This window comes from Hymenobacter siberiensis, assembly GCF_018967845.1.
Taxonomy (GTDB): domain Bacteria; phylum Bacteroidota; class Bacteroidia; order Cytophagales; family Hymenobacteraceae; genus Hymenobacter; species Hymenobacter siberiensis.
In genome coordinates this window covers 4,154,674-4,180,470 of sequence record NZ_JAHLZZ010000001.1, presented here as the reverse complement: position 1 = coordinate 4,180,470, position 25,797 = coordinate 4,154,674, and the positions used below count along the sequence as shown (strand labels likewise).

The window sequence follows — 25,797 nt, the reverse complement described above, 5'->3', positions numbered from 1 at the left end:
GCGAAAGTTTGCCGCAACCGGCAAATTAAGTTAATCTTAAGTCGTGGCAGCGAATGGGAGGAAGGCACAAAGAACGGCACGGTTCTGCAGATGTCTTGGCACATTCCGGATACCCTCCCATCTCCCACCGTACTTTTGCTCCATGCGCTACCTGCTGACCTGCCTTATTGTCCTCGCCGCGCTGGCCGCCCAGGCCGGCCCGCCGCTGCTGCTGCTCGACGTGGCCCGCTTTCGCAACCTGAATAAGGTGGAGAAAGGGGCTGAAGTGGAAATCTACGTGACCGTGCCCACGCAGTCGCTCATGTACCGGCAGCGGGCCCCCAAGGCGTTTCAGTCGTCGGCCCTCGTCACCCTCGATATTTTGAAAGCCGACGGCTCCTCCGCCTATCACGAAGTCATCACCCTGAAGCCGCCGGTGCTCACCGATACTACTATTGCCATCAAAAACCCGCAGAGCTTCCTCAAGCGCATCCTGCTGCCCGATGGCAAATACACCCTGCGCGGCACCTTGAAAGACCAATACCGCAGCACCGGTAGCGAAACCGTCGTGGAAAAGCCGCTGGTGCTGGAAGCGCCGGCTGGTCCGTTTCTGACCGATGTGGTGCTGCTCTCGCGCCCCGCCGCCCGCAGCGGGGGCGATGATAATTTCGCCCGGGGTGGCTACCGCCTCACTCGTGCGCCTGGTGGCAGCTACGGCCGGGGGGCTGATAACGTGTTCTTCTACACCGAATTGCATAATGCGCCCGTGGGCCAGGCCCTGCGCGTGCACTACCACCTCACCACCCCCGACGGCTCAGCCGCCGACGCCGACGCCACCCTCACGCCCCAATCAGGCCGCCCCACCAGCGTCGCCGGGCAGTTGCCCATGGGGCCGCTGCCCGATGGCCCGTTCACCCTGTTTGTGGAAGTGTACGGCGGCCCCGGCAACAAAAAGCTGCTGGCCGGCCACCGCGCCATCGGCGAGCACTCCGCCGCCGAATTCGCGCCCGCTGGGGCCGCCGTGCCTCGCTAAGCATGGCCACCAAAGGAACTCCCGCCACCACCGGCCGGCCCTACGCCTGGTACTTCGAGCCGCTGTGGTGGCTGCTGCTGGGCCTGGCGCACCTGCCGCTGGCGGTGCTGTACGTATTTGCCGAAGCTATTTATTTCCTGCTGGCTTACGTGGTGCGCTACCGCTGGCGCGTGGTCACGGAAAACCTGCGCAACTCGTTCCCGGAGAAAAGCCCGGCCGAAATTGAGCGTACCGGCAAGGCATTTTACCGGCATTTTGCGCAGGTGGTGGTCGAGATTCTGAAGCTGGCCGCCATTTCACGGGAGGAACTGGCCCGGCGCATGCGCTTCACCAACCCGGAGCTGATGACGAATCATTTTGCCGAAAACCGGCTGGTGCTTTCGTTGGGCTCGCACATGGGCAACTGGGAGTGGATTCTGAACGGCGCGGCGCTGGAGTTTCCCGGCCGGGCTGCCGGCGTGTATAAGCCGCTCAACAACCTGTTTTTCGAAACGCTGATGCGTCGCCTGCGCACCCGTTTCGGGGCCGATGCCGTGCCCATGCTGGCCACGCTGCGCTACCTGGTGGCGCACCGGAGCGAGGGCCGTACCCTTAGCCTGCTCACCGACCAGGCCGCTGGCCCCGAAGACCGGCCCTACTGGACCCAGTTCCTGAACCAGGACACCAGCTTCTACACCAGCGCCGACCGCTTGGCCGTGCAGCTCGACTGCGCCGTGCTCTACGTGGGCATCCGCCGCGTGCGGCGCGGATATTACGAAGTCACCTTCACCGAGCTGCCTGATGGTCGGGCCGTAAAGGAGGCACCCGTCGGCACGTTTCCCGTCACCGAAGCCTTCGCCCGGCAACTGGAAACGGATATGCGGGCTTCGCCCGAGCAGTATCTGTGGACGCACCGGCGCTGGAAGCATAAGCGAAACCTCACCCCCTGACCCCTGCCGGGCTGCGGAGAGGGGACACCGGTTCGGGTAGACAAAAACAAAAAGGGTCCAACGCAGTGCGTTGGACCCTTTTTTTGGAAAAATTTGTCAGAAGCCAATCCGGTTCCTCCTCTCCGCAGGAGAGCGGGGCAGGGGGTGAGGTGAACGTCGGGCGGTGAGGTTGACGCCTACAAATACTGCTCAATATCGCCCGCGCCCTGGCGGATGAGCTCGAAGTCGTCGTTGGTGCAGTCGATGATGGTGCTGGGCACGTTGTTGCCGAAGCCGCCGTCGATGACGAGGTCGACCAGGTTTCGGTATTTCTCGAAAATCAGGTCCGGGTCGGTTACGTACTCGTCGATGGTGTTTTCGTCCTCGCGCACCGAGGTACTCACGATGGGGTTGCCGAGCTCCTTCACCAGCTGGCGGATAATCTGATTGTCCGGCACGCGGATGCCCACGGTTTTGCGCTTGGTGCCGCCGAAGCGGGGGGCGTTGGCGCTGGCCTCAAAAATGAAGGTGAACGGGCCGGGCAGGGCTTTTTTAATGACTTTGTACGTCTCCGTGGTGATGCCGTGGGCGTAGTCAGAAATGTGCGACAGGTCGTAGCAGATGAAGCTCAGGTTGGCCTTTTCGGGGAAGAGCTTTTTGATGCGGCAAACTTTTTCTACAGCTTTGGCATTGGTCACGTCGCAACCGATTCCATAGACCGTATCGGTGGGGTAAATAATGACTCCCCCTTTGCGCAATACGTCAACGGCTTGCTGAATGCGGCTTTGCGGCGGATTGTCGGGGTGGATGCGGAGAAGGGTGGCGGGCATGGATACGGCTGATGAGTAATAAATTAGAGACGTAATGCGGCGGCGTAGCGGCCGCGGCCTTCGGCGGTGGGCAACCTGCCAGACCAAAGGCGCGGGCAAGGTACTACGCCTAGCCGAAATGAAACAACTCAACCACCGCCCGTGCCTTCCGGTTGCGGGGCTTCGTACTTTTGGCGCCGCTCCCCCGATTCTCTTTTCAACTCCCATGGCCCAACCCGCTCAAAAGTCCATCCTCGAACGCCGCGACGACGCCCTCAAACGCCGCAAGCGCTGGGGCGCCGTGAGTGTTGTTTTCACGCTCGCGCTGGTCTGCTTCTCTTATTATTTCTACCAGGTGTTCTTCACCGCCAACATCGAAACCAGGGGTAAACCCACCTACGTCATCGTGCATCGCGGCGACGACTGGCAGGCAGCCCTGAAGACAATCGACGCCACCGGCACCGTGGTCGATAAGCTCTCGCTGCACTTCGTAGCCAAGCTCATGAAATACCCGCAGCACGTGAAGCCCGGCCGCTACGAGCTCAAGGATGGTTTCACCAACCGGCAGCTCATCAATGTACTGAAAGCCGGAATTCAGTCGCCGCTCAAGCTCACGTTCACTAACGTGCGCCTGCGCCGTGAGCTGGCCGACAAGCTCTCGACCCAGATTGACGCTCGTCCCGCCACCATCGACTCGCTGCTGGCCAGCCCGAGCTACACCCGCAGCCTGGGTTTCGACACCACCACGGTGCTCAGTATGTTCATCCCCAACACCTACGAGCTGTATTGGAACACTTCGGCTACCAATCTCATGCAGCGCATGAAGAAGGAGTACGAGAAGTTCTGGACCCCCGCCCGCGACGCCGAACGCGAAAAGCTCCATCTCACCCGCGCCCAGGTGAGCATCCTGGCCAGCATCGTGGAGGCCGAGCAGCAGCAGCACGCCGACGAGCGCCCCCGCATTGCCGGCGTGTACCTCAACCGCCTGAAAAAAGGCATGAAGCTGCAGGCCGACCCCACCGTGGTGTATGCCAACCGCGACTTCACCATTAAGCGCGTGCTCAACGTGCACCTACAAAAGGACTCGCCCTACAACACCTACAAGTACGCTGGCCTGCCGCCCGGCCCCATCAACCTGCCCAGCATCGCCAGCATCGACGCCGTGCTGAAGCCGGAGAGCAACAACTACTTGTATTTCTGCGCCAAGGAGGATTTCAGCGGCTACCACGCTTTTGCGCCGAATGAAACGGAGCACATTGCCAACGCCCGGAGATACCAGGCGGCGCTGAATCGGGCGGGTATCAAATAGTTGCCATAGAACGTCATGCAGAGCTTAGTATCTTGCCCGCAGTTACTAATCCATGACGCTTTCACGATTTATTAGTGGTGGCGGGCAAGATGCTTCGCTGCGCTCTGCATGACGTTCTGATTCTTTCCGTATGTACACCTCCGATATCCAAATCCGCGTGCGCTACGCCGAAACCGACCAGATGGGCTACGTCTATCACGGCAACTACGCGGCGTATTTTGAAGTGGCCCGCACCGAAGCATTCCGCAAGCTTGGCATTAATTACAAAGACATGGAGGCCGATGGCGTGGGCATGCCGGTGGGGGAGCTGCGTACCAAATTCCGCCGCCCCGCCCGCTACGACGACCTCCTGACCGTGCGCCTGCTGCTGCGCCAGCCGCCCGAAGGTGCCCGCGTGCTGTTCGAGTATGAAATTTACAACGAGGCCGGCCAACTGCTCACCGAGGGTCACACGCTCATGGTATTTGTGAAAACCACTACCGGCCGGCCCGTGGCCATGCCCGCCAACATTCAGGAACGCCTGCTGCCGTACTTTAGCGAAGATGAGTTCGATAGCCCCGTGCTGCCCACGCCCGGGGCCATTCCGCCCGATGCGCCTGCCCCGGCGGCGTTTCGTAAATGAAAGGGTTGAGCTTTGAATGTTAAGGGTTAAATTTCTCAACCCGCCGAGCCACTCAAACCTCAACTCTCAAAATTTAACCCTGCCTTTGAAAGCCCCCGCCGCCATTCGCCGTGCCCGCTTCCCCGATGTGCGCCAGCAACGGCCCTACCGGCGGATGATTGTGGGCCTGAAGCGGCTGCGGCTGCCCGGCGGCCAGGCCTCCCTCTACGACTTGCTCGACCGCATCCTGCACGAGCTGCGGCTCGACTCGCTGGAGAAGCGCGCCGCCTACATGGCCTTCAACCTCACGGTGGCCTTATTCCCCACTATCATCTTCCTGTTCACGCTCATTCCGTACATTCCCGTGCCGAACCTGAGCGTGGACATCCTCCAGTTTCTGGCCGATTTCATGCCCCGCGAGCTGTACGCGGCCACGGCCAGCACCATCGAGGACATCGTGAACATCCCGCACGGCGGCCTGCTCTCCTTCGGCTTCGGCACGGCGCTGGTGCTCAGCTCCAACGGCATCATGGCCCTGCTCGATGCCTTCGAGAAAAAATACCCGTGGTTTAAGCACCGCAGCTACCTGCGCAAGCGCATGATTGCCACCGCCCTGACGTTTGGGCTGGCCCTGATACTGCTGCTTTCTATTGCGGGCATCTTCTTTGGTACCTATCTCATCGATGGGCTGGTGTTCTATGAAGTCGTGCCCGAGCGATTCACCGATTTGGTGCTCACCCTCATCCGCTACGGCTCGCTGCTGGGGCTGTTTCTGAGCACTACCTGCGTGATTTACTACTTCGTGCCGCCCGTGCACGACAAGTGGCCGCTGGTGTCGGCCGGGGCCATTGTGGCCACGCTGCTCATCTTTCTGGTGTCTTTTTTATTCACGCTCTACGTTCGCATTTTCGACTCCTACAACCATTTCTACGGTTCCATCGGGGCGTTGGTGGGCTTCATGGTCTGGCTCGAATTTGTATGCATGACCCTGATTATCGGGTTTGAAGTGAACGTGAGTATGGATGCTGTGACCGGTCGCCGCCGCAAGATGCTGGAAGAGCAATTGAAAATGAAAAACGAAAAATGAGGAATTGGTTTTGAGGATGATAGCAGAAATTTTAAGAAAAATTCTTCAATCCTACTTCTCCATTCCGCATTCCTTTCTACTTTTGCACTCCCCAATCACTCGGGGTCCTTATAGAGAGGTGGCAGAGTGGTCGAATGCGACGGTTTCGAAAACCGTTATACCGGCAACGGTATCGGGGGTTCGAATCCCCCCTTCTCTACAAAAAGGCTTTTTCTACGCTGGAAAAAGCCTTTTTTGTTGCTTTACCAACCACAGCGCACGAGTAACTGACCCAGAGAGCTGGCAGAGTGGTCGATTGCGGCGGTCTTGAAAACCGCTGACTGTAACAGGTCCGGGGGTTCGAATCCCTCGCTCTCTACATCCTATAAACCCCGTTTCCAAGCTGGAAACGGGGTTTTTGATTTTTTGCCTTAGCGGTGGCCGCGCCCGTTGCGCCGTAGCCACCAGCCCGGCAGGCCGGAGTACCTTTGCCGCTCCTTACTATTCCCGCAACCCTCCCGATGAACGGTACCGAACCGGCCAGCCCCAGCGCTTTCGACAAAGCCCGCACCGGGCTATGGACCAGCCTCCAGAAGCACCTGGCCACGGTGTACGCGGCCGAAACCGCGTTTGCCAGGGCCGTGGCTTTCACCGATACGTTCCCCTTTGCCACCTCGGCGGCCAGTGAGGAGCAGCTACAGGAGTACGAGCAGCAGCGCCGCGCCCTGCGCGACCTGTTCACCGACGAAACCACGCAGCTCGATACCCTCGTCAAAGCCATTCGCCTCAAGGGCTACGCCGAGGATGAGAAAAAGCAGCTGTATCTGCTGCTGCTGGGCTACATGGACATTGCCGCGAGCATTTTTGAACGGCTGCACACGCAGGTGCTCACGCGCCAGCCCGCCGACGAGGACCTGGCGCAGACCACCGACCGGTTTGGGCGGGTTCAGAAGTTTGCCCGGCTCAACATTAAAGGAATCGCGGGCCTGTTGGGCGGGTTCTGAGGCGAGGCGCCGGGGAAGTTGGTCGGGAGAGTTGGCGGCTTGGTCGACGGTTTCGCAGCGTATTTTAGGGGTAAGATATTGGAGGGTAATTGATTGGTGAAAAAAGAGGTTTTGGGTGATTTCCGGCACTGGCACAGGCCTTGCATTTGGAGATACAGATGCGTCACAATCTCCATTCACTCTTCAACTTCCTCTTCGTTATGAAATCCTACCTGCTTTCGCTCCTCGCCACCGGCCTGCTATTCGTTTCAACTGCTGCCTCGGCCGCTCCTGCTTTCGACCACGACCACGATAAATACCCGCGCCCAAACACGTCGCCATTAACGGTTCCCTCGACGGTGAGCAGCGCCCCGAGGCCCTCAGGGGTGAGGGCGGCGATGGGCGTCCCGTTCGGACCGCCGTGCAGCGGCACGGCCTGGCCCAGACGCTGGCCGGTTGGGGCCCGGCCGTAGCGGCGGCAATAGGTCAGGTTCGTGCTCGTCTCACCTACGAAGACAAAACGAGTCACCTCTTCTTCCTGGATGGCTTCGATAAACAAGCGGCGCAAGGCGACGACGCGCGCGGTATCGCGTTCAGCGGCGTGGACGCTTTTTTTTGCGTCCCCAGCCCAGGCGTTCCACGGCCTGCCACACGGCCGTGCGCTGCAACGAGGGGCCGCCGGCCGCCACCAGCGCCTGCCCGATTTCGGCCAGCGTGGCATCGGGTTGCGCCCGCAGGCAGGCCAGCAAGGCGCTCGTCGTCCGCCGCGTCCAGGCGCGGGACCGGGCCGGGATGACGGGGCAACTCGGCCACCGAGCCGCTCGTGCGTTGGCGGCGCAAGAGCTTGTCGGTGAACGATAGGGACACGTAAAAACGAGCCGCGACCTGGTCTGTTTTGGCCCCCGGCTCGGCGCATGCCGCCGCCACGCGTTCCCGCAAATCTTGTGAATATGCTTTCATTTCCGAATATATGCCTAAAGCTAAAGCACGTACAATATCTTCGAAAATGCTATAAGTAAGGTAGTTGCGAAGCGGTGCTTCGCAAATCTACTGAATGCAATGATGCGAACGTTTGCGAAGCACCGCTTCGCAGCTACTGCTCACAAAAAAATCCCCGCCTGTTCGGCGGGGATTTTTTTGTGAAGTATCCGGAAAAACTACTTAGCCAGCTTCACTTTCAGGTTTTCGTCCAGCGCGGCCAGGAATTCCTCGGTGTAGAGGTAGTCGCGGCCGTGCTCCACCTTGTTGCCGTGGATGCAGACGGCGAGGTCCTTGGTCATCTTGCCGCTTTCCACGGTTTCGATGCACACGGCTTCCAGGGCGTGGCAGAAGTCGATGAGCTCCTGGTTGCCGTCGAGCTTGCCGCGGAACTCCAGGCCGCGCGTCCAGGCGAAGATGCTGGCGATGGGGTTGGTGCTGGTGGGCTTCCCCTTCTGGTGGTCGCGGTAGTGGCGCGTCACGGTGCCGTGGGCAGCTTCGGCCTCCATCACGGTACCATCGGGGGTGATGAGCACGGAGGTCATCAGGCCGAGCGAGCCGAAGCCCTGGGCCACGGTGTCGCTCTGCACGTCGCCGTCGTAGTTTTTGCAGGCCCACACAAAGTTGCCGTGCCATTTCAGGGCCGAGGCCACCATGTCGTCAATCAGGCGGTGCTCATAGGTGATGCCGGCTTCCTTAAACTTAGCGAGATAGTCCTGCTCGTAAATCTCCTGGAAAATGTCCTTGAAGCGGCCATCGTACTTCTTCAGGATGGTGTTTTTGGTGCTCAGGTACAGCGGCCAGCCCTTGCTCAGGGCCTGGTTGAAGCAGGCGTGGGCAAAGCCCCGGATGCTTTCGTCGGTGTTGTACATGGCCAGGGCCACGCCGTCGCCCTTGAAGTTGTACACTTCAAACGACTGGGTTTCGCCGCCATCCTCGGGCTGGAAGGTGACGGTGAGCTTGCCCTTGCCCTTGGTTACGAAATCGGTGGCGCGGTACTGGTCGCCGAAAGCGTGGCGGCCAATGCAGATGGGGGCCGTCCAGTTGGGTACCAGGCGGGGCACGTTGCTCATTACAATTGGCTCGCGGAAAACGGTGCCGTCCAGGATGTTGCGAATGGTGCCGTTGGGCGATTTCCACATCTGCGTCAGGCCGAACTCGGCCACGCGCTCCTCGTCGGGGGTGATGGTGGCGCACTTGATGCCCACGCCGTACTGCTTGATGGCATTGGCCGAGTCGATGGTGACTTGGTCGTTGGTTTCGTCGCGGTACTCAATGCCAAGGTCGTAGTACTTGATGTCGAGCTCCAGGTAGGGCAGAATCAGCTTGTCTTTGATGAATTTCCAGATGATGCGCGTCATCTCGTCGCCGTCGAGCTCTACTATGGGGTTGGCTACTTTAATTTTGGTCATTCCGCTACGGGATAAAGGTGGAAATGGTGAAATGTTGATAAACAATGGGTTACGATAGGTGTGGAATGCCGGGTAACAACTTTGGCGTTGCGCAGAGGCAGCACCAGCGGTGCCAGCTATTCAGATAATCTTAACCAATAGGAGGCTAAAAATAGGCAGCCCAGGCAGAAACCAGGTTACAGGCCGGAAGCAATTTTTTGCCGGGTAGCACCAGGTGGCCGGATTACTGTTGCCTTGCCCGGCGCAACATGCTGGCTAACTGGGTGTATGGTAGCCGACTGGCTGGGCAAGGCCCCTGCCAGAAGCCCGGGAGAATCGGTTGCGCAGGGAATGGTGGCGCAGGGAATGGTGGCGCAGCCCTGGTACGCCGCGCCGAGTCAGCGAATCTTCCAGCATATTTGCGAATATTTCTCACAAACGATTGTGCAGGCTTGCAAAATGCCCGCCGGCTGTTGCGCTTGCACAAGCATGCACCCGCAAGCCTACCCGGCCAGTGGGGGACAGGCGCGCTGAGGCCGCGGCTTTTTTAGCCCTGCCGACTCGTGTTTCCTATTCCGCGGCTGAAATCCATGGTTCCCGGCCGCTGGCCGTAATATTACCTGCCCCGCCGATTGGCTTCGGCCACTGCCATCATCCTTCCAACCAAAGCTATGTCTATGCCTGCCTCCGCCTCTTTCGGTACCGCCCTCGACGGCACCGAAGTCCAGCTCTTCACCCTCACCAATAAGCAGGGGGCCGCCGCCGCCATCACCAACTACGGCGGCACCCTCGTGGGCCTGCTGATGCCCGACCGGCACGGCAAGCTGGGCGATATGGTGCTCGGTTTCGATGGCGTGCGCGATTACCAGAGCCCGGCGTTCCATGCGGCCAATCCTTACATTGGCGCGCTCATCGGCCGCTACGGCAACCGCATTGCGGGCGGCAAATTCACCATTGCCGGCCAAGCCTACCAGGTGAGCGTGAACAACGGCCCCAACTCGCTGCACGGCGGCCAGGTGGGCTACGACCAGAAAATATGGGACGCCACTCCCGGCACCTCGCCCGATGGCCCCACTCTGACCCTGCACTACCTGAGCAAAGCCGGCGAAGAAGGCTACCCCGGCAACCTCCGCATTACCGTGGTTTATACCCTCACCGATACCAATGCCCTGCGCATTGCCTACACCGCCACCACCGACCACGCCACGCCCATCAACCTCACCAATCACGCTTATTTCAACCTGAGCGCGGGCGTGAGCCCGGACATTATGCAGCACGAGCTGACCCTGCCCGCCAACCGCTACACCGTGGTAGATGCCGACCTGATACCGACCGGCGAGCTGCGCCCGGTGCAGGGCACGCCCTTCGATTTTACCACGCCCCACGCCATTGGGGGGCGCATTGCGCAGGTGCCCGGCGGCTACGACCACAACTGGGTGCTGAACGCTGAAACCGGCCAGCACCCCGCCGCCACCGTGTACGAGCCCGCCTCGGGCCGCACCCTGGCGGTGACCACCGACCAGCCCGGTGTGCAGCTCTACACCGGCAACTTCCTCGATGGCAGCCTGACCGGCAAGGGCGGCACCGTGTACGGCCTGCACGCGGGCTTCTGTCTCGAAACCCAGCACTTCCCCGATTCGCCCAACCAGCCCGGTTTCCCGAACACCATACTGAAGCCGGGCGAAACTTACCGCACCACCAGCACCTATACGTTTGGGGTGCGGGGGTAATGCTGGCTGGCTTGATTGCCGGCAACGGTAAAGGGGCCGGCAACGCGGCCGGCCCCTTTACCGTTGCAAGTACCCAACGTTGTGCTTACCCCCGCGCTTACTTCATGCTTCGTATTTATTCATTTTTGCTGGTTTTACTGCTGGCACTGAGCAGCCGGCCAGCCGCCGGCTATTCCGTGCTGACGCACCAGGCCAACATCGACTCGACCTGGGAGCGCTGCTTGGTGCCGGCCATTCTGAAGCGCTATCCGGGTTCCACGGACGAACAACTGATTGATGCCAAGGCATATGCCTATGGTGGAGCCATTATTCAGGACATGGGCTATTATCCCTTCGGCTCGGTACTGTTCACGAACCTGACGCACTACGTGCGCTCCGGCGATTTCATTCGCAACCTCATTCTCGAATCCCGGGACCTCAACGACTATGCCTTTGCGCTGGGGGCGCTGGCCCACTACTCGGCCGACCTCGATGGGCATGCGGAGGGAACCAACCGGGCCGTGCCGATGGTGTACCCCGAGCTGAAAGCGAAATATGGTAACGTGGTGACCTATGAGCAGGGACCCCAGCAGCACGGGCAGTTGGAGTTTTCGTTTGATGTGGTGCAGCTTGCCAGCGGCAAGTACCACAGCCAGGACTACCACCAGAAAATCGGCTTCAAGGTGAGCAAATCGCCGCTGGAGCGAGCCTTCCTGAAAACCTACGGCCTGGAGTTGGGCCAGGTGATTGTGAACGTGGACTTGAGCATTGCCAGCTACCGTTTTGCCGTGAGCCAGCTTATTCCGACGGCGGCCCGCGCCGCCTGGCACTACAAGCGCAAGGACATTATGAAGCTGAGCCCCAGTGCGCGGCGGCGCGACTACATGGCGCGCAACCACCCCAAGGCGTTCCGCAAGGAATACGGCAAGGAGTACAAGAAGCCCGGTTTTGGGGCGCGCATTATCTCGTATTTCATTCGGGTGCTGCCCAAAATTGGCCCGCTGAAGCCCTTTGCCTTCAAGCTGCCCACGCCGGAAGCGGAGAAAGTTTTCCGGGCCAGCTTCCGCAAGGTGATGGCCAGCTACTGCGTGAACGTGGCCCGCCAGCCCGCCGATACGGCCGCTGCGCCCCTCTCCTTATCCAATGCCGATTTCGATACCGGTAAGCCCACTCACGCCGGCGAGTACGGCAAGGCCGACGAAACCTACGGCGAGTGGCTGCGCAAGCTGGCCGACAAGAAATTCGAAAACCTCAACCCGTTGGCTCGGCAAAACATCCTCGCTTTTTACGGCACCCAGCCCAAAACCCCGGCCTCGGAAGAAGAAAAAGAGGGCAGTAAGCAAAAGGAAACCCACGCCGCCCTGGAAAAGCTTCGGACGCTACACTAAACAGGTTTCGCACTCCCGGATATTGTAGTTCGCGCTACTGGCCGCCGCGCAGCAGCAACTAGTCAAGCAGCAAACCCGACTCATCCTTCAATCCCACGCCCGACAGCTGCCGCCGCAGCGCCTCCCGCAGCAGGTGCAGCAGCCGCGCCGCCGCTGCCGGATAGGCCAGGCCCGCCGGCCGGATATTTGGCACGCAGTTGTGGGCTTCATCGGTAAGGCCTGGCCGGGGCTCGTAGGTGAAGTAGGCCCCGAGGCTATCGGGCGTGCTGAGAAGCTGTCTGAGTTAATTTTGTAAGATGGATACCTCCGCTATTTTGACCCGAAATCTATATAGCTCAGATCTTTGCGCCCGCGACTGGCAGCGGCTGTAGCCGCTGCTGGTGGTCAAGCGGCGCAGCAAATGGCCGCTGATGGAAATCGTCAATGCCATTTTGTACGTGCTCAAAAACGGGTGCGTCTGGCGGGACGTACCGGGCGATTTACCGCCCTGGAGCACGGCGTACTGGTACTTTGACAAGTGGGAAGCCGATGGCACCTGGGCGCGGGTAAGCGCCTGTTTGACGGTGAGCAGCCGGGAACACGCCCAAAAAAAGCCTGCCCCACGGCCGTGATACTCGACACGCAAAGCGTCAAAAATACGGCCACGGCCACCGGAGCCACCGTGGGCTTCGAGGCGGGCAAATAGGCCAATGGGCGTAAACGCCTGGTGCTCACCGACACGCTGGGCCATGTGCTGGCCAGTCGGGTGCTGCCCGCCGATGCGGTGGACGGCGCCGCGGCCATTGCTTTTTGGGACGAGGTGGCCGCCACGCACGAACTGCTGGGGGCCGTCCAGGTCGTTTTCGTGGACAGTTCCTTTCACGGCGTTTTCCGCCGGCACCTGGCCCGGCGCTACGGCATCCGGGTCGAGAAACCGGTGCACGTACTGGTGCGGAAAACCAATTTCTGCATCCACGCCTGGCGCTGGATTGTCGAGCGCACGTTCGCGTGGCTCGACATGAACCGGCGCTTGTCCAAAGAATACGACCGAACATTGCGTCATGCAAATGCCTGGATTGCAATAGTTAACATTCGCAGAACCCTGAAGTTCTGCTAACTCAAACAGCTTCTTAGCGTTGTTTTCCGTTCCTGCTATCGTGCGACCCCTGCTGCGCCTGTTCAACAACATGGGCCAGCAGGTGCTCACGCGCAGCCTGCCCGCCACCGCCGGCCGCGCCGTGGAAACTGAGGTTGACGTGCACGGCCTGGCCCCCGGTATCTACAACCTGCGCCTCGATGTGGCGGGCACGCCCATCACGCGCAAGGTGGTGTTTGAATAGCTCGATTGCCTGCTTTGAAACCGGAAAAGAGCTGGCCCGATTGAGTTGGCTCTTTTTGTTTGGTTGGGGAATGGCTGCGGTGTGGCTGGTGCGTAACAGCCGTTTGTAAGAAAGTTAGTGCGTACTTAAACTCCTTCATCATCACGCAGTCTATTGAGTATGAAACCTGTTAACTCATCATTCTTCTACAGCATTATGAAATCGAACGCACCCAAAATTCTGACCTTGCTGCTGCTAGTTGTTCTCTCCGCAACGGTAGTGGGTGTGGCCCGGGGCGGGCGGCACCGCCAGCACGAAGACCGGCCCATTCGCCGCGAAGTCCGGGCCTACTTCCAGGCCAATGTGCTGCCCGTGCTGCAACAGCAGCGCCAGAAGCTGGAACCCCAGCTCACCGCCGCCGACCGCACCCAGCTCGCCACCTACCGTACCCAGCTCAAAGCGCTGAAGGACCAGGGCCAGGCCCTGCGCCGCAGCGTAGCGCCTGCGGGCACGGCTACTCCCGCCACTCGCCCAACCCTCACCGAGGCCCAGCAGAAGCAGGCCCACAACCTGCGCTTCCAGGCCCGGGGCATCATGCTGAACGTGGCCCAGATGGCCCAGAAATACGACGCACCCATAGCCCAGCTCACCCAGGAAGTAGCCCCGCAGAAAGAGAAATGGGCCACTGATATCAAGGCCATCGTGGCCAAAACTGCCACGCCCGAGCAGCAGCAGCGAATGGCTGCCATGCAGGGCCGGAAGCATGAGCGCGGCGGCCTGCGCCGCTTCTTCAAGCCCGCCGCGTTCCTGCTGCTGGACCCCAATGCCCCCGCTGCCAACAAAAATGAACAAGGCGTAGGCAATACCAGCTTCTACCCCAACCCCGCCGCGCCCACCAGCCAGCTCGACTACGACGTGCGCAAAACCGGCCCCGTAACCATCGACCTGCTCGATAAGGACGGCAACAAGCTGCGCACCCTGGTATCGGAAGCCAGCCAGGAAAAGGGCCCGCAAACCCAGCAGCTTGATTTGTACGACGTGCCGGCCGGTACGTATTTCTACAAAATCACCACCAAAGGCGGTACCCAGACCAAGCGCTTTTTAAAGGAATAACCTCACCCGGCCCCCCCCTCCCTGGGGAGAGGGGGCCGGGGGGTGAGGTTACGGTGCCTGCACCAGCCCGCCGCTCAGCCGTTGCAGTGCAATTTCGGCCTGCTTGGCCGAGTAGCGGATATCGAGCAGGCGGGTTTCGGCGGCCAACTGGTTGCGTTGGGCTTCGCGCAGGGCCAGGGGCGTGAGCAGGCCCAGGCGGTAGCGCTCCAGGGCAATGCCCACGTTCTGGCGGGCCAGCTGGATGTTGGTTTCTTCGAGCTCAAGCAGCTGGATGAAGTTCTGGTATTGGGCGAAGGCAGTGGCCGCATCAGCATCGAGCCGCAGGTCGGTTTGGGCCAGGCTGAGCTTGCTTTGCTCCTCCACCACGTGGGCGTTTTGCTCCTGCCGGCGAATGTTGAAGCCGTTGAAAATTGGCACTGTAGCCGTGATGCCGTAGTTCAGGCCCACCGTGTTGTTGATGCTCGTGCTCAGGACCGGGCCGGTGGGCAGCGTGATAAACTGCGCGTTGTTGATGTTGCGGTTGAGGGCGTAGCCCGTCACCAGTCCAATTTGTGGGAAGCGCGCGGCCGTTACCAGCTTGCGGTCGTAGGTGGCCACGTCTACGCCCAGGCGGGCCTGGGCCAGGCGTGGGTTGTTGGCCTTGATGCTGGCCGTAATCACGTCCTCGCGCAGGTTGCGGGTCACGGTCAGGCTGTCGCCGGGCTCAAAATCGAAGCGCGATGAGCGGCCCAGCAGGTTGTTGAGCGTGATTTTAGCGGCCGTCAGGGCCTGCTGCTGCTGCAGAAACAGGCTGCGGTCGGCGTTGTAGTCCACGCGGGCGGTCAGCACCTCCACTTTGGCGCTCACGCCCACGTCTACTTGCGCCTGGGTGAGGTCGATGCGGGCCTGGCCGACTCTCAGGGCCTCTTCGAGCGAGGTGATTTTGCCGGCCTGCCGCACCACGTCGTAGTAGGCGTTGGCCACGTTTTCCACGGTTTCCTCTACCGTGGCGCGGGTTATTTGCTGCTGCTGCTGGCGCAGGGTTTTCAGCCGGTCGTAGGCAACAAACATCCCGAAGCCGTCGAACAGCGTCCAGCCCAGCGTCACGTTCGAGTTCAGCAGGTTCGACGTGCCGCCGTTGATGACGCGGGGCGCATTGTCGCCAATGGTCGAGGTGATGTTGTTTCGGTTGAACGTCCGGGTCAGGTTGCCGTTGATGTTGGGCAGCTGGCCGGCATTGCCCCGGGTCACGTTGTTCTCCGCAATCTGCACATCCTGCCGCGATAGCAGGATGCCGTAGTTGTGCTGCAACGCCTCGGCAATGGCCTGCTGAAGCGACAGCGCGGGGGCCGGAGCCACCGTGGCCGGCCGCGCCAGCTGGTTGGGCCGGGCCGTGGGCACCTGCGCCAGCGCGGAGAAGGGGAGGAGGAGAAGAAGGAATCGAAAAAGTTTCATGCAGGAAATTCAGAACTTCAAACTCCCCTCCTTTTTTAAGGAGGGGATGTTCGGCCGCAGGCCGAACGGGGGTGGTGAAGTCGTTGAACGATGGCCGAACGACGCACTCGGCAGTCGTCCAATCATCGTTCAACGATTTCACCACCCCAATTTCCGCTTCGCGGAAATATTCCCTCCTTTTTTAAGGAGGGGAGTTTAAGCAACTACCGCTTCCGGCTCTGCCACTTTCGACTTATGTTTCTTAGCCGTAGCGAAATACGAATACATCACCGGTACCACATACAGCGTGAGGCCCGTGGCAAACAGCAGGCCGCCCACTACGCCAATGCCCATGGCCCGGCGGCTGAGCGCGCCCGCACCCGTGGCAATGGCAATGGGCATAATGCCCAGAATGGCGCACAGCGAAGTCATCAGAATGGGGCGGAAGCGGGCGGTAGCACCCTCAATCAGGCCCGTCATGTAGTCCACGTTGTGCTTCTCGACGCGCTGGTTGGCGAATTCCACGATGAGAATTCCGTTTTTGGTTACCAGGCCAATCAGCATGATGATGCCGATTTGCGAGAACAGGTTCAGCGTTTGGTTGAAATACCACAGGCTGAGCAGCGCGCCGGACAGGGCCAGCGGCACCGTCACCATGATGATAACCGGGTCGCGGAAGCTCTCGAACTGCGCGGCCAGCACCAGGTAAATCAGCACCAGGGCCAGGCCGAAGGCGAAGAGCAATGAGGAGGAGCTTTCTTCAAAGTCGCGGGAAGTGCCCGCCAGCTCGGTGGTGAAGCCATCGTCGAGATTTTTATCGGCAATGGCGCGCATGGCGGCGATGCCGTCGCCCAGGGTTTTGCCGGGGGCCAGCGAGGCCGAGAACGTGGCCGAGTTGTAGCGGTTGAAACGGTAGAGCTGGGGCGGCGTGCTGCTTTCCTCCAGCCGGATTACGTTGTCGAGCTGCACCAGCTCGCCCTTGTCGTTCTTCACCGACAGCAGGCGCACGTCCAGCGGCTGGTTGCGGTCCTCGCGGGCCACCTGGCCAATAATTTGATACTGCTTGCTGTCGCGGATGAAGTAGCCGTAGCGTTGGCCGCTGAGGCCGGCCTGCAGGGTCTGAGCAATGCTTTGGACGGAAATCCCCAGGCTTTGGGCCTTCTCGCGGTCGATGTTGATGCGCAGTTCGGGCTTGTTGAACTTCAGGTTCACATCCACGAACTGGAAGGTGGGGTCCTGGCGGGCCAGGTCCAGAAACTTCGGCACCACTTTGCGCAGCTTCTCAAAGTCCTGGGTTTGCACCACAAACTGCACCGGCAATCCCCCGCCGCCCCCGCCAATGCTCTGGTCCTGCGACACTGAGGTGCGGGCGGCGGGCAGGTTTTTTACGCCCGCGCTCACGGCGTTGGCCACTTGGTCCTGGGTTCCGGTGCGCTGGTCGGCCTCCACCAGAATGATGCGGGCAATGGCCGAGTTCGAACCCCCGGCAAAACCCGGCGAGGTGACCGTGAACACGCTACTTAGGTTTTTAGCGCCAGCCGAGTCCGTGGCCAGCTTGGTAAGCTGGGAAACGTAGCTGTCCATGTACTCAAACGAGGCCCCTTCCGGGCCGGTCGCGTTGACGTTCACGCGGCTGCGGTCTTCCACCGGGGCCAGCTCTGAAGGGATGATTTTCGTGAAGCCCCAGATGCCGCCGCCCGTTATCACTATCATCACCCAGGCCAGCCAGCGGTTGCGCAAAAACGAGCGCAGGCTGCCCTGGTAGGCGTTAATCATGCGCTCAAAAAATGGCTCCGTCGTGCGATAGAACCAATTGTGCGTTTCCTGCCGCTTCAGCAGCTTGGCGCACATCATGGGCGTTAGCGTGAGCGACACGAAGGCCGAAATCAGCACCGAGCCCGCCACCACAATACCAAATTCGCGAAATAATCGCCCCGTGATGCCCGTGAGGAACACCACCGGCAGGAACACCGCCGCCAGCACCACCGTGGTGCTCACCACCGCCACCAGAATTTCCTCGGTGCCTTTAATGGCCGCTTCCTTGGGTTCTTCGCCGTCCTCAATGCGGGAATAGATATTTTCCAGCACCACAATGGCATCGTCCACCACCAGGCCAATGGCCAGCACGATGGCCAGCAGCGTAAGCACGTTGATGGAGAATTTGAGCAGGTACATCACGAAGAAAATACCAATCAGCGACACCGGAATGGCCACCACCGGGATGATGGTGGAGCGCCAGTCGCGCAAGAATAAAAAGATGATAACCACCACTAGCACAAAGGCTTCGATGATGGTATGCTCCACCTCGCTAATGGAATTGCGGATAAATACCGAGTTGTCGATGCCCGCCTGTAACTTCAAATCCGAGGGCAAATCCTTGCCGTACTGCTTGAGACGCCGGTTGAACTCGTCGGCAATTTCAATCTGATTGGAGCCCGGCTGGGGCACTACGGCCAGCGCCACGCCCGGCACCCCGTTCACCCGGAAAATGGTCTGGTCGTTTTCCGGGTACAACTCGGCGTAGCCAATATCGGAAAGGCGCACCAGCGAGATGGCATCCTTGCGGATAATCAGGTTGTTGAAGTCATCCACCGAAGTCAGGCGGCCCATGGTGCGCAGCGTGAGCTGGGTGGCCGCGCCCTGCACCGCGCCGCTGGGCAGCTCCACGTTTTCGCGGGTGAGGGCCTGCTGCACATCCACGGGCGACACGCGCAGAGCCGCCAGCTTCACCGGGTCCAGCCACAGGCGCATAGAGTATTTGCGCTCGCCGTACACCCGCACTTCCGATACGCCCGGAATGGTCTGGAGTCGCTCCTTGAGGGTGTTGTTGGCGTAGTCCGTAAGCTCCAGCAGCGTGCGCTTGTTGGAGTTGAGGTAGGTAATGACGATGGGCTGCGAGTCGGCGTTGGCCTTGCTCACGATGGGCGGGTCAATGTCACGCGGCAGGCGGCCCTGCGCCCCCGAAACCTTGTCGCGCACGTCGTTAGCCGCCGTTTCCAGGTTGGAGTCGAGGTCAAATTCCACCGTAATCTGGGTGCGGCCGTCGCGCGAGTTCGACGTCATGTTCTTGATGCCGGCAATGCCGTTCAGCGCTTCCTCCAACGGTTCCGTCACCTGGCTCTGCATCACGTCGGCCGAGGCCCCGGTGTACGTAGCCGATACCGTAATAATGGGCGGGTCCACGCTCGGATACTCCCGAATGCTCAGGTACCGGAACCCAATCACCCCAAAAATGATGATGACCAGGCTCATCACAATGGCGAGCACCGGCCGGTTGATACTAGTGGTGGAAAGACTCATTTGGTTTTTAGCTATAGCGCGATAAAATCCCCTCCTTACCAAGGAGGGGACGTTGTCGCGTCAGCGACAACTGGGGTGGTTATGGGCGTTGCACGGTTCGCGGCCGGTTCGTTAGGCTCTTGTTAGTTACGCCAACCTACTGTTCAACGCCCGCCCTCCGGTGGCACCACCCCCGTCCGAGCCCTTGGCTCGAACATCCCCTCCTTGGTAAGGAGGGGAGTTTGATGTTTAACTACTTAATTACCTTAACCGCGTCGCCCGGCTTCACTTGCAGAATGCCGGTGCGAATAATCGTGTCGCCCACCGCAATGCCTTTGGTAATTTGGATAACCTTGTCGGAGCGGATACCGATTTTCACTTTCTGCGGGACCATTTTGCCGCCCTTCACCGTGTACACATTGTAGCCGCTGGCTTCGGGAATCACGGCTTCGGTGGGCACTTGCAGGGCGCTTTCGCTTTCGCCTAGCTTCAGGTTCACCCGCACGAAGGCGCCGGGGCGTAGCTCGTTGTTGGTGTTGGCAAAGCGGGCGCGCACGGGTTGGGTGCGGCTCACGGGGTCAATCTGCGGGTCGATGGCGTAGACTTTGGCTTTGTAGGTTTTGTTGGTGCTTTCGTCCACTACGTCCACCACGTCGTTCACCCGCACGTTGGCGGCAAAGCGACCGGGCACGGCAAAGTCAATCTTCACGGGCCGCACCTTCGAGAGCGTCGTGATTTCGGCTCCCGGGCTCACGTAGGTGCCCACCGTGGCGGTGGTCAGGCCCAGTACCCCCGCAAAGGGTGCCCGCACGTAGGCCTTGGCCAGCGTGGCGCGCAAGGCCTGCAAGTCGGCCTGCGCCGTCAGCAGCGCGTTGTTCGACTGCTCGTATTCCTGAGCGCTGATGTATTCTTTATCGAGAAGGGTGCGCTGGCGCTTTTCCTGGTCCCGGTACAGCTTGATGTTGTACTGCTGCTTCTGGATGGCGGCCTGGGCCTCGTCGGCGTTGATGCTGAACAACAGCTGGCCCTTGCTTACCGACTGCCCTTCCTTAATATTAAGGCTGGTGATTTTGCCCGACAGCTCGCTTTTGATGATGACGGACTCCTCGGCCAGCACGGAGCCGGTGGCCGCCACCTGGTCGGTGAGGTTGGTGGCAGCCACCACATATACCTGCACCGGCGTCAGCGGGCCATTGCTGCCCGGCGCGCCTTTGCCCGCGCTGCCTTTGCCACCGCCTTTTTTGTCGCCGCCCGCGTTGCTGGGGAAATACTTGACTTTGGCCCAGGCGATGCCGCCGATAATCAACGCCGCTATCAACCAGCCCAACCAGCCGCGCTTGCCCGTCGGGGCCGGCTGGGGCGTGGGTTCAGGGGCCAGGGGCGGGGGAGTAGTGGTGGTGGTATCCCAGGTTTTGGGTGGGGTAGCAGTGATGGTTTCCAATGACATAGTATGCAGGAACGTGCGGCGGTAGGCAGATGTTTGAGGACGGCCATCCGGCCGCCGGGTCGGGCGCGGGCGCAACGCCCGGGCCTCGGCGCGCCCGAAAAGACATAGTGCAAATTTCAGCTAAAAGGTTGCGTGCCCCGCTCGGAAATAGACATAAGCTGGCATCACCCTGACCGAAACTATCTTCGTCCCGATGAAACCATCAGCCCCCGCCGCGCCCGAGCCGCGCAATTTTTTTCAGGATGTGCACGAAGTGGTGCGCCTCATTCCGGCCGGCCGGGTGAGCACCTACGGCACCATTGCGCACTACCTCGGGGCGCGCCACGGAGCCCGCACCGTGGGCTACGCCATGATGGCCGCCCACACCGCCGACCAGTACGTACCCGCCCACCGCGTAGTCAACCGCCTGGGCCACCTCACCGGCCGCCTGCACTTTGCCACGCCCACCGCCATGCAGGAAGCCCTGGAAGCCGAAGGCGTGCGCGTAGACATCGACCGCTTACCGGATTTCGATAAGCTGCTCTGGGACCCCGCCGTGGAGCTGGCGTAGCGCCGGGCTACTTGCCGGGCTTCTCCAGCGCGTCTACCTCGGCTTCGCCCTGCGTGGCGGGCACCACCTGCCAGGGCGTGAGAGCGGCACCGGACCGCAGCTTCACGTAGTTGGCAATGGTGGTGCTGGGCCCCAGCAGCAGCGTAGGGCCATTCGGCGAGTTAAGACTCAGCCGCACGACATCACCCAGGTGGCGCCAGGTTAGCTCCAGAAAGGCGCCGGGCTGTAGCTGGCCCATTTCACGGTCGTTGAGCAGTCTGGGCTGTGCCGTGGGCGGCCCACCTGGCGGGCGGTATACATAGATGTAGGCCGTATCGGCGTGGGCCGGCTGGCCGTGCGGCGGAAACCGCGCCGTTTGCCCTGTGCGCAGGTCGAGGGCAAACGTAACGGGCTCGCCGGATTCGTCACTGACATCAATGCGCATCCCGCCATGGACCATGCGGCTGGTGGGGGCACCCGTGGCCTGGCGGTGGGCAGCGGGCAAATCGAGCGGGGCCGCGCCAAAAAACGTGTAAAACGCGTCTTGTCGGCCCAACAGCCGGTAGTAGTTGGCCTGCCGCAAGTAGGCCTGCCGGCCGTCCGAAAAGCCCCACACGTCGCGAGCGGCTACCCGGTCGCCGGTGGCGGTGCGCACTTTGGCTTTTAGCTGCACCGTTCCCTGCCAGCCCGATGGCGTGCTGACCACCGAGCGGGAGTAGCCTCGGGCCGTGCGGTTGGTGGTGGCCAGTACCGGGCAGTACCGGGCCATTGGGGACCAGAATGCTGGCGCGCACGGAGCTCCATCGCACCGTGTCGAGAAGCTGCTGGCTGGTGGTGTCGGGTTGGTTGGCCGCGAATTGCGCCGCGGAAAAATAGATGCCGCGTCGGGGAGCAGCGGCCCGCAGCATGGCGGGCCGGGTTGCCGGGGCTGCCGCCAGCGCCAGGGAGCGCGCCGGGCGCTGGGCGGCGGTGGCCAAATCGGCCGCCGTGAGCGAAGTCAGACATTGCCGCATCAGCTGGGCCACATATAGGGCGTGGTCGGAATTGATAGTGATGCCCGGCTTGCTGGAGTGGGCTGCCACGTTGCGCACAAAATGGTAGCCATCGGGCCGGTGGGCTTACACATCAAGGGCCAGCTCCGCACCGGCGATTGGCTTATCGGCGAGTATGCTGGACGTCACCGTTTCGCTCACCAGCAGCTGGCGCACGCAGAGCAGTACGGGCTGGTCGGTGGGCCGGGCGGGCAGCTGCTGCCCAAGCCAGGCCGTGAGCTCCGTTTCCAGGCTTTGCCGGAATAGTACGGGTGCCGGGTTGTCATTCAGGCCTTTGTAGATGGTGCCCACGCTGGCTGGGCGGTCCGGGCGGCCATCCACCACCTGCTCTACCGACACCACGCGGCCGGGCAAGTCCAACGGCTGCTGGCTCAGGTCGAGGTAATAAACCTGGGCCAGCGCCGGCCGGCTGCAAAAGATGAAGAACAGCAGGCACAGCTTTGGCCTGAAGCGGACGGGCCGGCCAAAAAATGGAAATCGAAAGGACATGCGGAAAGACACGTAGCGGGAATTGGCCGAGGCAGTAGCATGCAAACCCAGGTAGCAGCCGGGCAATCTGAACCAATGGCCGGGCGGCGATGGCTGGCCCTGGCCAGATTCGGGCCAGCGGCTAATTTCCTTTCTTCATCAAACCTTTACGGCCGGTACACTACTACCGACCCCGGCTAATCTGTATATTTGTTGTCCCGGAATGTGCCGGGGAGTATTTAAATAGGTATGAAGCAATTCGTTACTGCGCTTTTATTCGTTCTGCTTACCCTGCCCGCGCTGGCCCAAACCACGTTTTCTATTCGCGGGCGCGTGCTTGATAAAGTGACCGGTGAAACCTTGCCCGGGGCTACCGTGCAGGTAACCGGCAACGGCAAGAATACCGGGGCCGGGGCCGATGCCGACGGGGGCTACAAGGTGAGCAACCTGCCCGCCGGTACCTACACGGTGCAGGCCAGCTTTATTGGCTACAAAGTGAACACCCAAACGGTCAAAATCTCGACCCAAAGCGTGGTGGCCTCCTTCTCCCTGGCCTCCGACAACGCCAGCCTCGACGAGGTGCAGGTGGTGGCCAGCCAGGCCCAGGAGCGCGAAACGCCCGTGGCCTTCGCGGCCGTGAACGAGGTGAAGCTGCGCGAAACCCTCTCCAACCGCGACCTGCCGATGATTCTCAACGAAACGCCCGGCGTGTACGCCACCCAGGGCACGGGCGGCGGCACCGGCGACTCCCGCATCAACGTGCGCGGCTTCGACCAGCGCAACGTGGCCGTGCTCATCAATGGCGTGCCCGTGAACGACATGGAGAACGGCCAGGTGTACTGGAGCAACTGGGACCTGGGCGACGTGACCAAGTCGCTGCAGGTGCAGCGGGGCCTCTCGGCCGCCAAGATTACCGTGCCCTCGGTGGGCGGCACCATCAACGTGCTCACCAAGGGCTTCGACGATAAACGCTCGGTGGTGGCCCGCGTGGAAGGCGGCTCGAATAACTACCAGAAATACTCGCTCATGCTCAGTAGCGGCCAGCTGAAGGGCGACTGGGCCGTGACGGCCTACGGCGCCCGCCGCACCCAGGATGGCTGGGTCGACAAAACGTTTGACGATGCCTGGACCTACTTCGGCACCTTGAGCAAGCGCATCGGCAAGCACACCCTTTCCCTCACGGGCATGGGCTCGCCCCAAAGCCACGGCCAGCGCATTCCCTTCGGCGAGCGCATCGGAACGTATTCCAACGAGAAAGCCCGGGAGCTGGGGGCCGCGCTCGGCGCCGACCGGGGCTTCCGCTACAATAAAGGCTGGGGCTACCTGGACCGTTACACGCTGGATGCCAGCGGCAATCGCATCAGCCACGGCCAGGAAGTGGTAAACGAGCGGGTAAACTATTTTTACAAGCCCCAGCTCAACCTCAACCACTTCTGGAACGTGACCGACCGGCTGTTCATTTCCACGGTCCTCTACGCTTCCCAGGGCACGGGTGGCGGCTCGCAAGGCGCGGGCACGTCGAGCACGCTGCCTGTAGACGCGGCGGGCCAGGACGACTTCCAGAAGGTATACGACACCAACTACAAAAACGTGAAGGCCGACGGCCAGCGCCAGTCCACGCAGTTTCTGGCCAACAATGTGAACTCGCACCGCTGGGCCGGCCTGATTTCCGGGTTCGACTACCTGCTCAAGCCCAGCCTCACGCTGTCGGCCGGCGTGGATGCCCGCTACTACTACGGCACGCACTACCGCCAGGTCCGGGACCTGCTGGGCGGCGATTTCGCCCTTGGCTCCGGTAACAGCATCAACCGCAACGCCGATGCCAATACCCGCCTGCGGGTGGGCGATAAATTTGGCTTCTACAACGACAGCAAAACCGGGTGGCTGGGCGGCTATGGCCAGCTCGAATACAAAACGCAGCTACTCTCGGCGGTGGTAAGCGGCACGGTTTCGCGCATCAGCTACGCGCGCATCGACTACTTCCAGGCCAAGCAGGTAACCTTGGATGGCAAGAATTACGACGTGCCTTTCGGCGCGGCCCCTGTGGTGGTGAACGGCCAGAGCTACACCAACGCCGACGGCCACTACCTCGAAGGCGCTCCGGTGAACATCACCGGCTACAGCGTGAAAGCCGGCGCCAACTACAACCTGACCGAGCACGACAACCTGTTTGCCAACGTGGGCTACAACAGCAAGGTGCCGTTCTATCAGTTTGTGTTCAGCAACACCGGGCAGAAGTATAACGACATCCGCAACGAAGGCATTACCTCCCTGGAACTGGGCTACGGCATCAACTACCCCAGCCTGAAGGTGACTCTGAATGCCTACTACACCTACTGGACCAACAAAACCAGCAACTCCATCAGCGGCCTCGGCGATGATGCCGTCCTCAACAGCGTGCGCAACGTGGATGCCCGCCACATGGGCATTGAAATGAGCGTGGCCCAGGAAGTCAGCCGTCGGCTGCAGCTCAACGCCGCCATCAGCCTCGGCGACTGGCGCTGGGCCGGCAACGGCGTGGTAAACCAATTTGACGTGAACAACGTGCAGGTGGGTGCCACCGACCAGCCCATCTACCTCAAGGACGTGCACGTGGGCGACGCCGCCCAGAACCAGTTTCAGGTGGGAATGCGCTACGAGCCGTTCAGCAACTTCTACATCCGGTCCTCGTTCCTGCTCTTTACCAAGTACTACGCCGGCTTCGACCCGGTGACCCTCCTCAGCGAAGCCAACCGCACCGATACCTATCGCGTGCCCACCTCGCGCAACCTCGACGTACACCTGGGCTACGACCTGCCCAAGCGCCTATTCGGCGACAAAGTGCGCCTGGGCATCAAAGGCTCCGTCCTCAACGTGCTCAACGAGTTCTACATCACCGACGTGCCGGCCAGCACCTCGGCCACCAACCCGTCGCTGTTGCAGGGCTTCTTCAACCGCGGCCGCACCTTCACCGTGGGCCTCTCGGCCACGCTGTAGCGGTGAAATAGTGAGGGGTGAGTTTGTTGTTCGGTATGCGCCATCTGCGCATACCGAACAACAAACTC

At 61.0% G+C, this 25,797-nt stretch carries 22 protein-coding genes, 2 tRNA genes and 3 pseudogenes; 17 read left to right on the top strand and 10 right to left on the bottom strand.

Annotated elements, in window-relative coordinates:
• Nucleotides 1–142 precede the first annotated feature (142 nt).
• Nucleotides 143–1,012 (top strand): hypothetical protein, encoded by an 870-nt coding sequence (locus KQ661_RS18295; protein WP_216726648.1) that lies wholly within the window; start codon nt 143–145, stop codon nt 1,010–1,012.
• A gap of 2 nt (nt 1,013–1,014) precedes the next feature.
• Entirely contained in the window at nt 1,015–1,941 is a 927-nt protein-coding gene (locus KQ661_RS18290; RefSeq protein WP_226929858.1) for a lysophospholipid acyltransferase family protein, read from the top strand.
• A gap of 176 nt (nt 1,942–2,117) precedes the next feature.
• Here KQ661_RS18290 and KQ661_RS18285 read toward each other — a convergent pair whose 3' ends face one another.
• On the bottom strand, nt 2,118–2,750 hold the full coding sequence (locus tag KQ661_RS18285; RefSeq protein WP_216689763.1) for an L-threonylcarbamoyladenylate synthase: 633 nt from the start codon (nt 2,748–2,750) through the stop codon (nt 2,118–2,120).
• Nucleotides 2,751–2,955: 205 nt separating this feature from the next.
• On the opposite strand from KQ661_RS18285, the gene mltG reads away from it, so the two are divergent.
• The 6 genes from mltG (at nt 2,956) to KQ661_RS18255 (ending at nt 6,709) form a co-directional block, all read left to right on the top strand.
• Complete coding sequence (gene mltG / locus KQ661_RS18280; RefSeq protein ID WP_216726647.1) at nt 2,956–4,038, top strand: endolytic transglycosylase MltG; 1,083 nt, start codon at nt 2,956–2,958, stop codon at nt 4,036–4,038.
• A gap of 130 nt (nt 4,039–4,168) precedes the next feature.
• Nucleotides 4,169–4,660 (top strand): acyl-CoA thioesterase, encoded by a 492-nt coding sequence (locus tag KQ661_RS18275; RefSeq protein ID WP_216689760.1) that lies wholly within the window; start codon nt 4,169–4,171, stop codon nt 4,658–4,660.
• Nucleotides 4,661–4,745: 85 nt separating this feature from the next.
• On the top strand, nt 4,746–5,726 hold the full coding sequence (locus tag KQ661_RS18270; RefSeq protein ID WP_226915632.1) for a YihY/virulence factor BrkB family protein: 981 nt from the start codon (nt 4,746–4,748) through the stop codon (nt 5,724–5,726).
• A gap of 112 nt (nt 5,727–5,838) precedes the next feature.
• Nucleotides 5,839–5,925, top strand: a tRNA-Ser gene (locus KQ661_RS18265).
• A gap of 74 nt (nt 5,926–5,999) precedes the next feature.
• Nucleotides 6,000–6,084 (top strand) — tRNA-Ser (locus tag KQ661_RS18260).
• A gap of 142 nt (nt 6,085–6,226) precedes the next feature.
• Complete coding sequence (locus KQ661_RS18255; RefSeq protein ID WP_216726646.1) at nt 6,227–6,709, top strand: hypothetical protein; 483 nt, start codon at nt 6,227–6,229, stop codon at nt 6,707–6,709.
• A gap of 208 nt (nt 6,710–6,917) precedes the next feature.
• Here the strand turns inward: KQ661_RS18255 and KQ661_RS18250 are convergent, their stop codons facing one another.
• The 3 genes from KQ661_RS18250 to KQ661_RS18240 all read right to left on the bottom strand — a co-directional run bounded on the left by KQ661_RS18250 (nt 6,918) and on the right by KQ661_RS18240 (nt 9,078).
• Entirely contained in the window at nt 6,918–7,217 is a 300-nt protein-coding gene (locus KQ661_RS18250; protein ID WP_216727688.1) for a transposase, read from the bottom strand.
• Nucleotides 7,218–7,281: 64 nt separating this feature from the next.
• Nucleotides 7,282–7,437, bottom strand: coding sequence for a hypothetical protein (locus KQ661_RS18245; RefSeq protein ID WP_216689754.1), 156 nt, complete (start codon nt 7,435–7,437; stop codon nt 7,282–7,284).
• A gap of 408 nt (nt 7,438–7,845) precedes the next feature.
• The gene (locus KQ661_RS18240; RefSeq protein ID WP_216689753.1) at nt 7,846–9,078 is read right to left on the bottom strand and encodes an isocitrate dehydrogenase (NADP(+)); all 1,233 of its coding nucleotides are present in this window, start codon (nt 9,076–9,078) and stop codon (nt 7,846–7,848) included.
• 656 nt (nt 9,079–9,734) lie between these two features.
• Between KQ661_RS18240 and KQ661_RS18235 the strand changes: the two genes are divergently transcribed.
• Together KQ661_RS18235 and KQ661_RS18230 are read left to right on the top strand one after the other, a co-directional pair.
• Entirely contained in the window at nt 9,735–10,787 is a 1,053-nt protein-coding gene (locus KQ661_RS18235) for an aldose epimerase family protein (RefSeq protein WP_216689751.1), read from the top strand.
• A 104-nt stretch (nt 10,788–10,891) separates the two neighbouring features.
• A complete protein-coding gene (locus tag KQ661_RS18230; protein WP_216689749.1) occupies nt 10,892–12,154 on the top strand; it encodes a zinc dependent phospholipase C family protein in 1,263 nt (420 codons plus the stop codon).
• 58 nt (nt 12,155–12,212) lie between these two features.
• Here the strand turns inward: KQ661_RS18230 and KQ661_RS18225 are convergent.
• Nucleotides 12,213–12,413, bottom strand: a pseudogene (locus tag KQ661_RS18225) (ethanolamine ammonia-lyase light chain EutC); the annotation flags it as partial.
• 151 nt (nt 12,414–12,564) lie between these two features.
• Between KQ661_RS18225 and KQ661_RS23135 the strand changes: the two are divergent.
• The 5 genes and pseudogenes from KQ661_RS23135 to KQ661_RS18205 form a co-directional block, all read left to right on the top strand.
• Nucleotides 12,565–12,642: pseudogene (locus KQ661_RS23135) on the top strand (transposase); the annotation flags it as partial.
• Nucleotides 12,643–12,671: 29 nt separating this feature from the next.
• Entirely contained in the window at nt 12,672–12,839 is a 168-nt protein-coding gene (locus KQ661_RS22340) for a hypothetical protein (protein ID WP_235727011.1), read from the top strand.
• 15 nt (nt 12,840–12,854) lie between these two features.
• A pseudogene (locus KQ661_RS22335) lies at nt 12,855–13,250 on the top strand (transposase); the annotation flags it as partial.
• 40 nt (nt 13,251–13,290) lie between these two features.
• Complete coding sequence (locus tag KQ661_RS18210) at nt 13,291–13,473, top strand: T9SS type A sorting domain-containing protein (protein ID WP_216689743.1); 183 nt, start codon at nt 13,291–13,293, stop codon at nt 13,471–13,473.
• A gap of 195 nt (nt 13,474–13,668) precedes the next feature.
• Nucleotides 13,669–14,565 (top strand): T9SS type A sorting domain-containing protein, encoded by an 897-nt coding sequence (locus KQ661_RS18205; RefSeq protein ID WP_216727686.1) that lies wholly within the window; start codon nt 13,669–13,671, stop codon nt 14,563–14,565.
• Between the two features lie 48 nt (nt 14,566–14,613).
• On the opposite strand, the gene KQ661_RS18200 is transcribed toward KQ661_RS18205, so the two are convergent.
• The 3 genes from KQ661_RS18200 to KQ661_RS18190 all read right to left on the bottom strand — a co-directional run bounded on the left by KQ661_RS18200 (nt 14,614) and on the right by KQ661_RS18190 (nt 20,704).
• Nucleotides 14,614–15,999, bottom strand: coding sequence for a TolC family protein (locus tag KQ661_RS18200; protein WP_216727685.1), 1,386 nt, complete (start codon nt 15,997–15,999; stop codon nt 14,614–14,616).
• 195 nt (nt 16,000–16,194) lie between these two features.
• The gene (locus tag KQ661_RS18195; RefSeq protein ID WP_216689738.1) at nt 16,195–19,278 is read right to left on the bottom strand and encodes an efflux RND transporter permease subunit; all 3,084 of its coding nucleotides are present in this window, start codon (nt 19,276–19,278) and stop codon (nt 16,195–16,197) included.
• Nucleotides 19,279–19,510: 232 nt separating this feature from the next.
• Nucleotides 19,511–20,704 carry an efflux RND transporter periplasmic adaptor subunit gene (locus KQ661_RS18190; protein ID WP_216689737.1) on the bottom strand — a complete coding sequence of 398 codons (1,194 nt, stop codon included), beginning with the start codon at nt 20,702–20,704 and terminating at the stop codon, nt 19,511–19,513.
• A gap of 193 nt (nt 20,705–20,897) precedes the next feature.
• On the opposite strand from KQ661_RS18190, the gene KQ661_RS18185 reads away from it, so the two are divergent.
• Nucleotides 20,898–21,254 (top strand): MGMT family protein, encoded by a 357-nt coding sequence (locus tag KQ661_RS18185; protein WP_216726640.1) that lies wholly within the window; start codon nt 20,898–20,900, stop codon nt 21,252–21,254.
• Nucleotides 21,255–21,261: 7 nt separating this feature from the next.
• Here KQ661_RS18185 and KQ661_RS18180 read toward each other — a convergent pair whose 3' ends face one another.
• Both KQ661_RS18180 and KQ661_RS18175 read right to left on the bottom strand, forming a co-directional pair.
• Nucleotides 21,262–22,002 carry a hypothetical protein gene (locus KQ661_RS18180; protein ID WP_216727684.1) on the bottom strand — a complete coding sequence of 247 codons (741 nt, stop codon included), beginning with the start codon at nt 22,000–22,002 and terminating at the stop codon, nt 21,262–21,264.
• A 349-nt stretch (nt 22,003–22,351) separates the two neighbouring features.
• Nucleotides 22,352–22,774 carry a hypothetical protein gene (locus KQ661_RS18175; RefSeq protein ID WP_216727683.1) on the bottom strand — a complete coding sequence of 141 codons (423 nt, stop codon included), beginning with the start codon at nt 22,772–22,774 and terminating at the stop codon, nt 22,352–22,354.
• Nucleotides 22,775–23,002: 228 nt separating this feature from the next.
• Here KQ661_RS18175 and KQ661_RS18170 point away from each other — a divergent pair, with 228 nt between their 5' ends.
• A complete protein-coding gene (locus KQ661_RS18170; protein WP_216727682.1) occupies nt 23,003–25,729 on the top strand; it encodes a TonB-dependent receptor in 2,727 nt (908 codons plus the stop codon).
• Nucleotides 25,730–25,797: the final 68 nt, after the last annotated feature.

Coding starts and splice junctions, on each gene's coding strand:
- KQ661_RS18295 (WP_216726648.1), top strand. CDS start 143: ATGCGCTACCTGCTGACCTGCCTTATTGTCCTCGCCGCGCTGGCCGCC.
- KQ661_RS18290 (WP_226929858.1), top strand. CDS start 1,015: ATGGCCACCAAAGGAACTCCCGCCACCACCGGCCGGCCCTACGCCTGG.
- KQ661_RS18285 (WP_216689763.1), bottom strand. CDS start 2,750: ATGCCCGCCACCCTTCTCCGCATCCACCCCGACAATCCGCCGCAAAGC.
- mltG (WP_216726647.1), top strand. CDS start 2,956: ATGGCCCAACCCGCTCAAAAGTCCATCCTCGAACGCCGCGACGACGCC.
- KQ661_RS18275 (WP_216689760.1), top strand. CDS start 4,169: ATGTACACCTCCGATATCCAAATCCGCGTGCGCTACGCCGAAACCGAC.
- KQ661_RS18255 (WP_216726646.1), top strand. CDS start 6,227: ATGAACGGTACCGAACCGGCCAGCCCCAGCGCTTTCGACAAAGCCCGC.
- KQ661_RS18240 (WP_216689753.1), bottom strand. CDS start 9,078: ATGACCAAAATTAAAGTAGCCAACCCCATAGTAGAGCTCGACGGCGAC.
- KQ661_RS18235 (WP_216689751.1), top strand. CDS start 9,735: ATGCCTGCCTCCGCCTCTTTCGGTACCGCCCTCGACGGCACCGAAGTC.
- KQ661_RS18230 (WP_216689749.1), top strand. CDS start 10,892: ATGCTTCGTATTTATTCATTTTTGCTGGTTTTACTGCTGGCACTGAGC.
- KQ661_RS18205 (WP_216727686.1), top strand. CDS start 13,669: ATGAAATCGAACGCACCCAAAATTCTGACCTTGCTGCTGCTAGTTGTT.
- KQ661_RS18200 (WP_216727685.1), bottom strand. CDS start 15,999: ATGAAACTTTTTCGATTCCTTCTTCTCCTCCTCCCCTTCTCCGCGCTG.
- KQ661_RS18195 (WP_216689738.1), bottom strand. CDS start 19,278: ATGAGTCTTTCCACCACTAGTATCAACCGGCCGGTGCTCGCCATTGTG.
- KQ661_RS18190 (WP_216689737.1), bottom strand. CDS start 20,704: ATGTCATTGGAAACCATCACTGCTACCCCACCCAAAACCTGGGATACC.
- KQ661_RS18185 (WP_216726640.1), top strand. CDS start 20,898: ATGAAACCATCAGCCCCCGCCGCGCCCGAGCCGCGCAATTTTTTTCAG.
- KQ661_RS18180 (WP_216727684.1), bottom strand. CDS start 22,002: ATGGCCCGGTACTGCCCGGTACTGGCCACCACCAACCGCACGGCCCGA.
- KQ661_RS18175 (WP_216727683.1), bottom strand. CDS start 22,774: ATGTCCTTTCGATTTCCATTTTTTGGCCGGCCCGTCCGCTTCAGGCCA.
- KQ661_RS18170 (WP_216727682.1), top strand. CDS start 23,003: ATGAAGCAATTCGTTACTGCGCTTTTATTCGTTCTGCTTACCCTGCCC.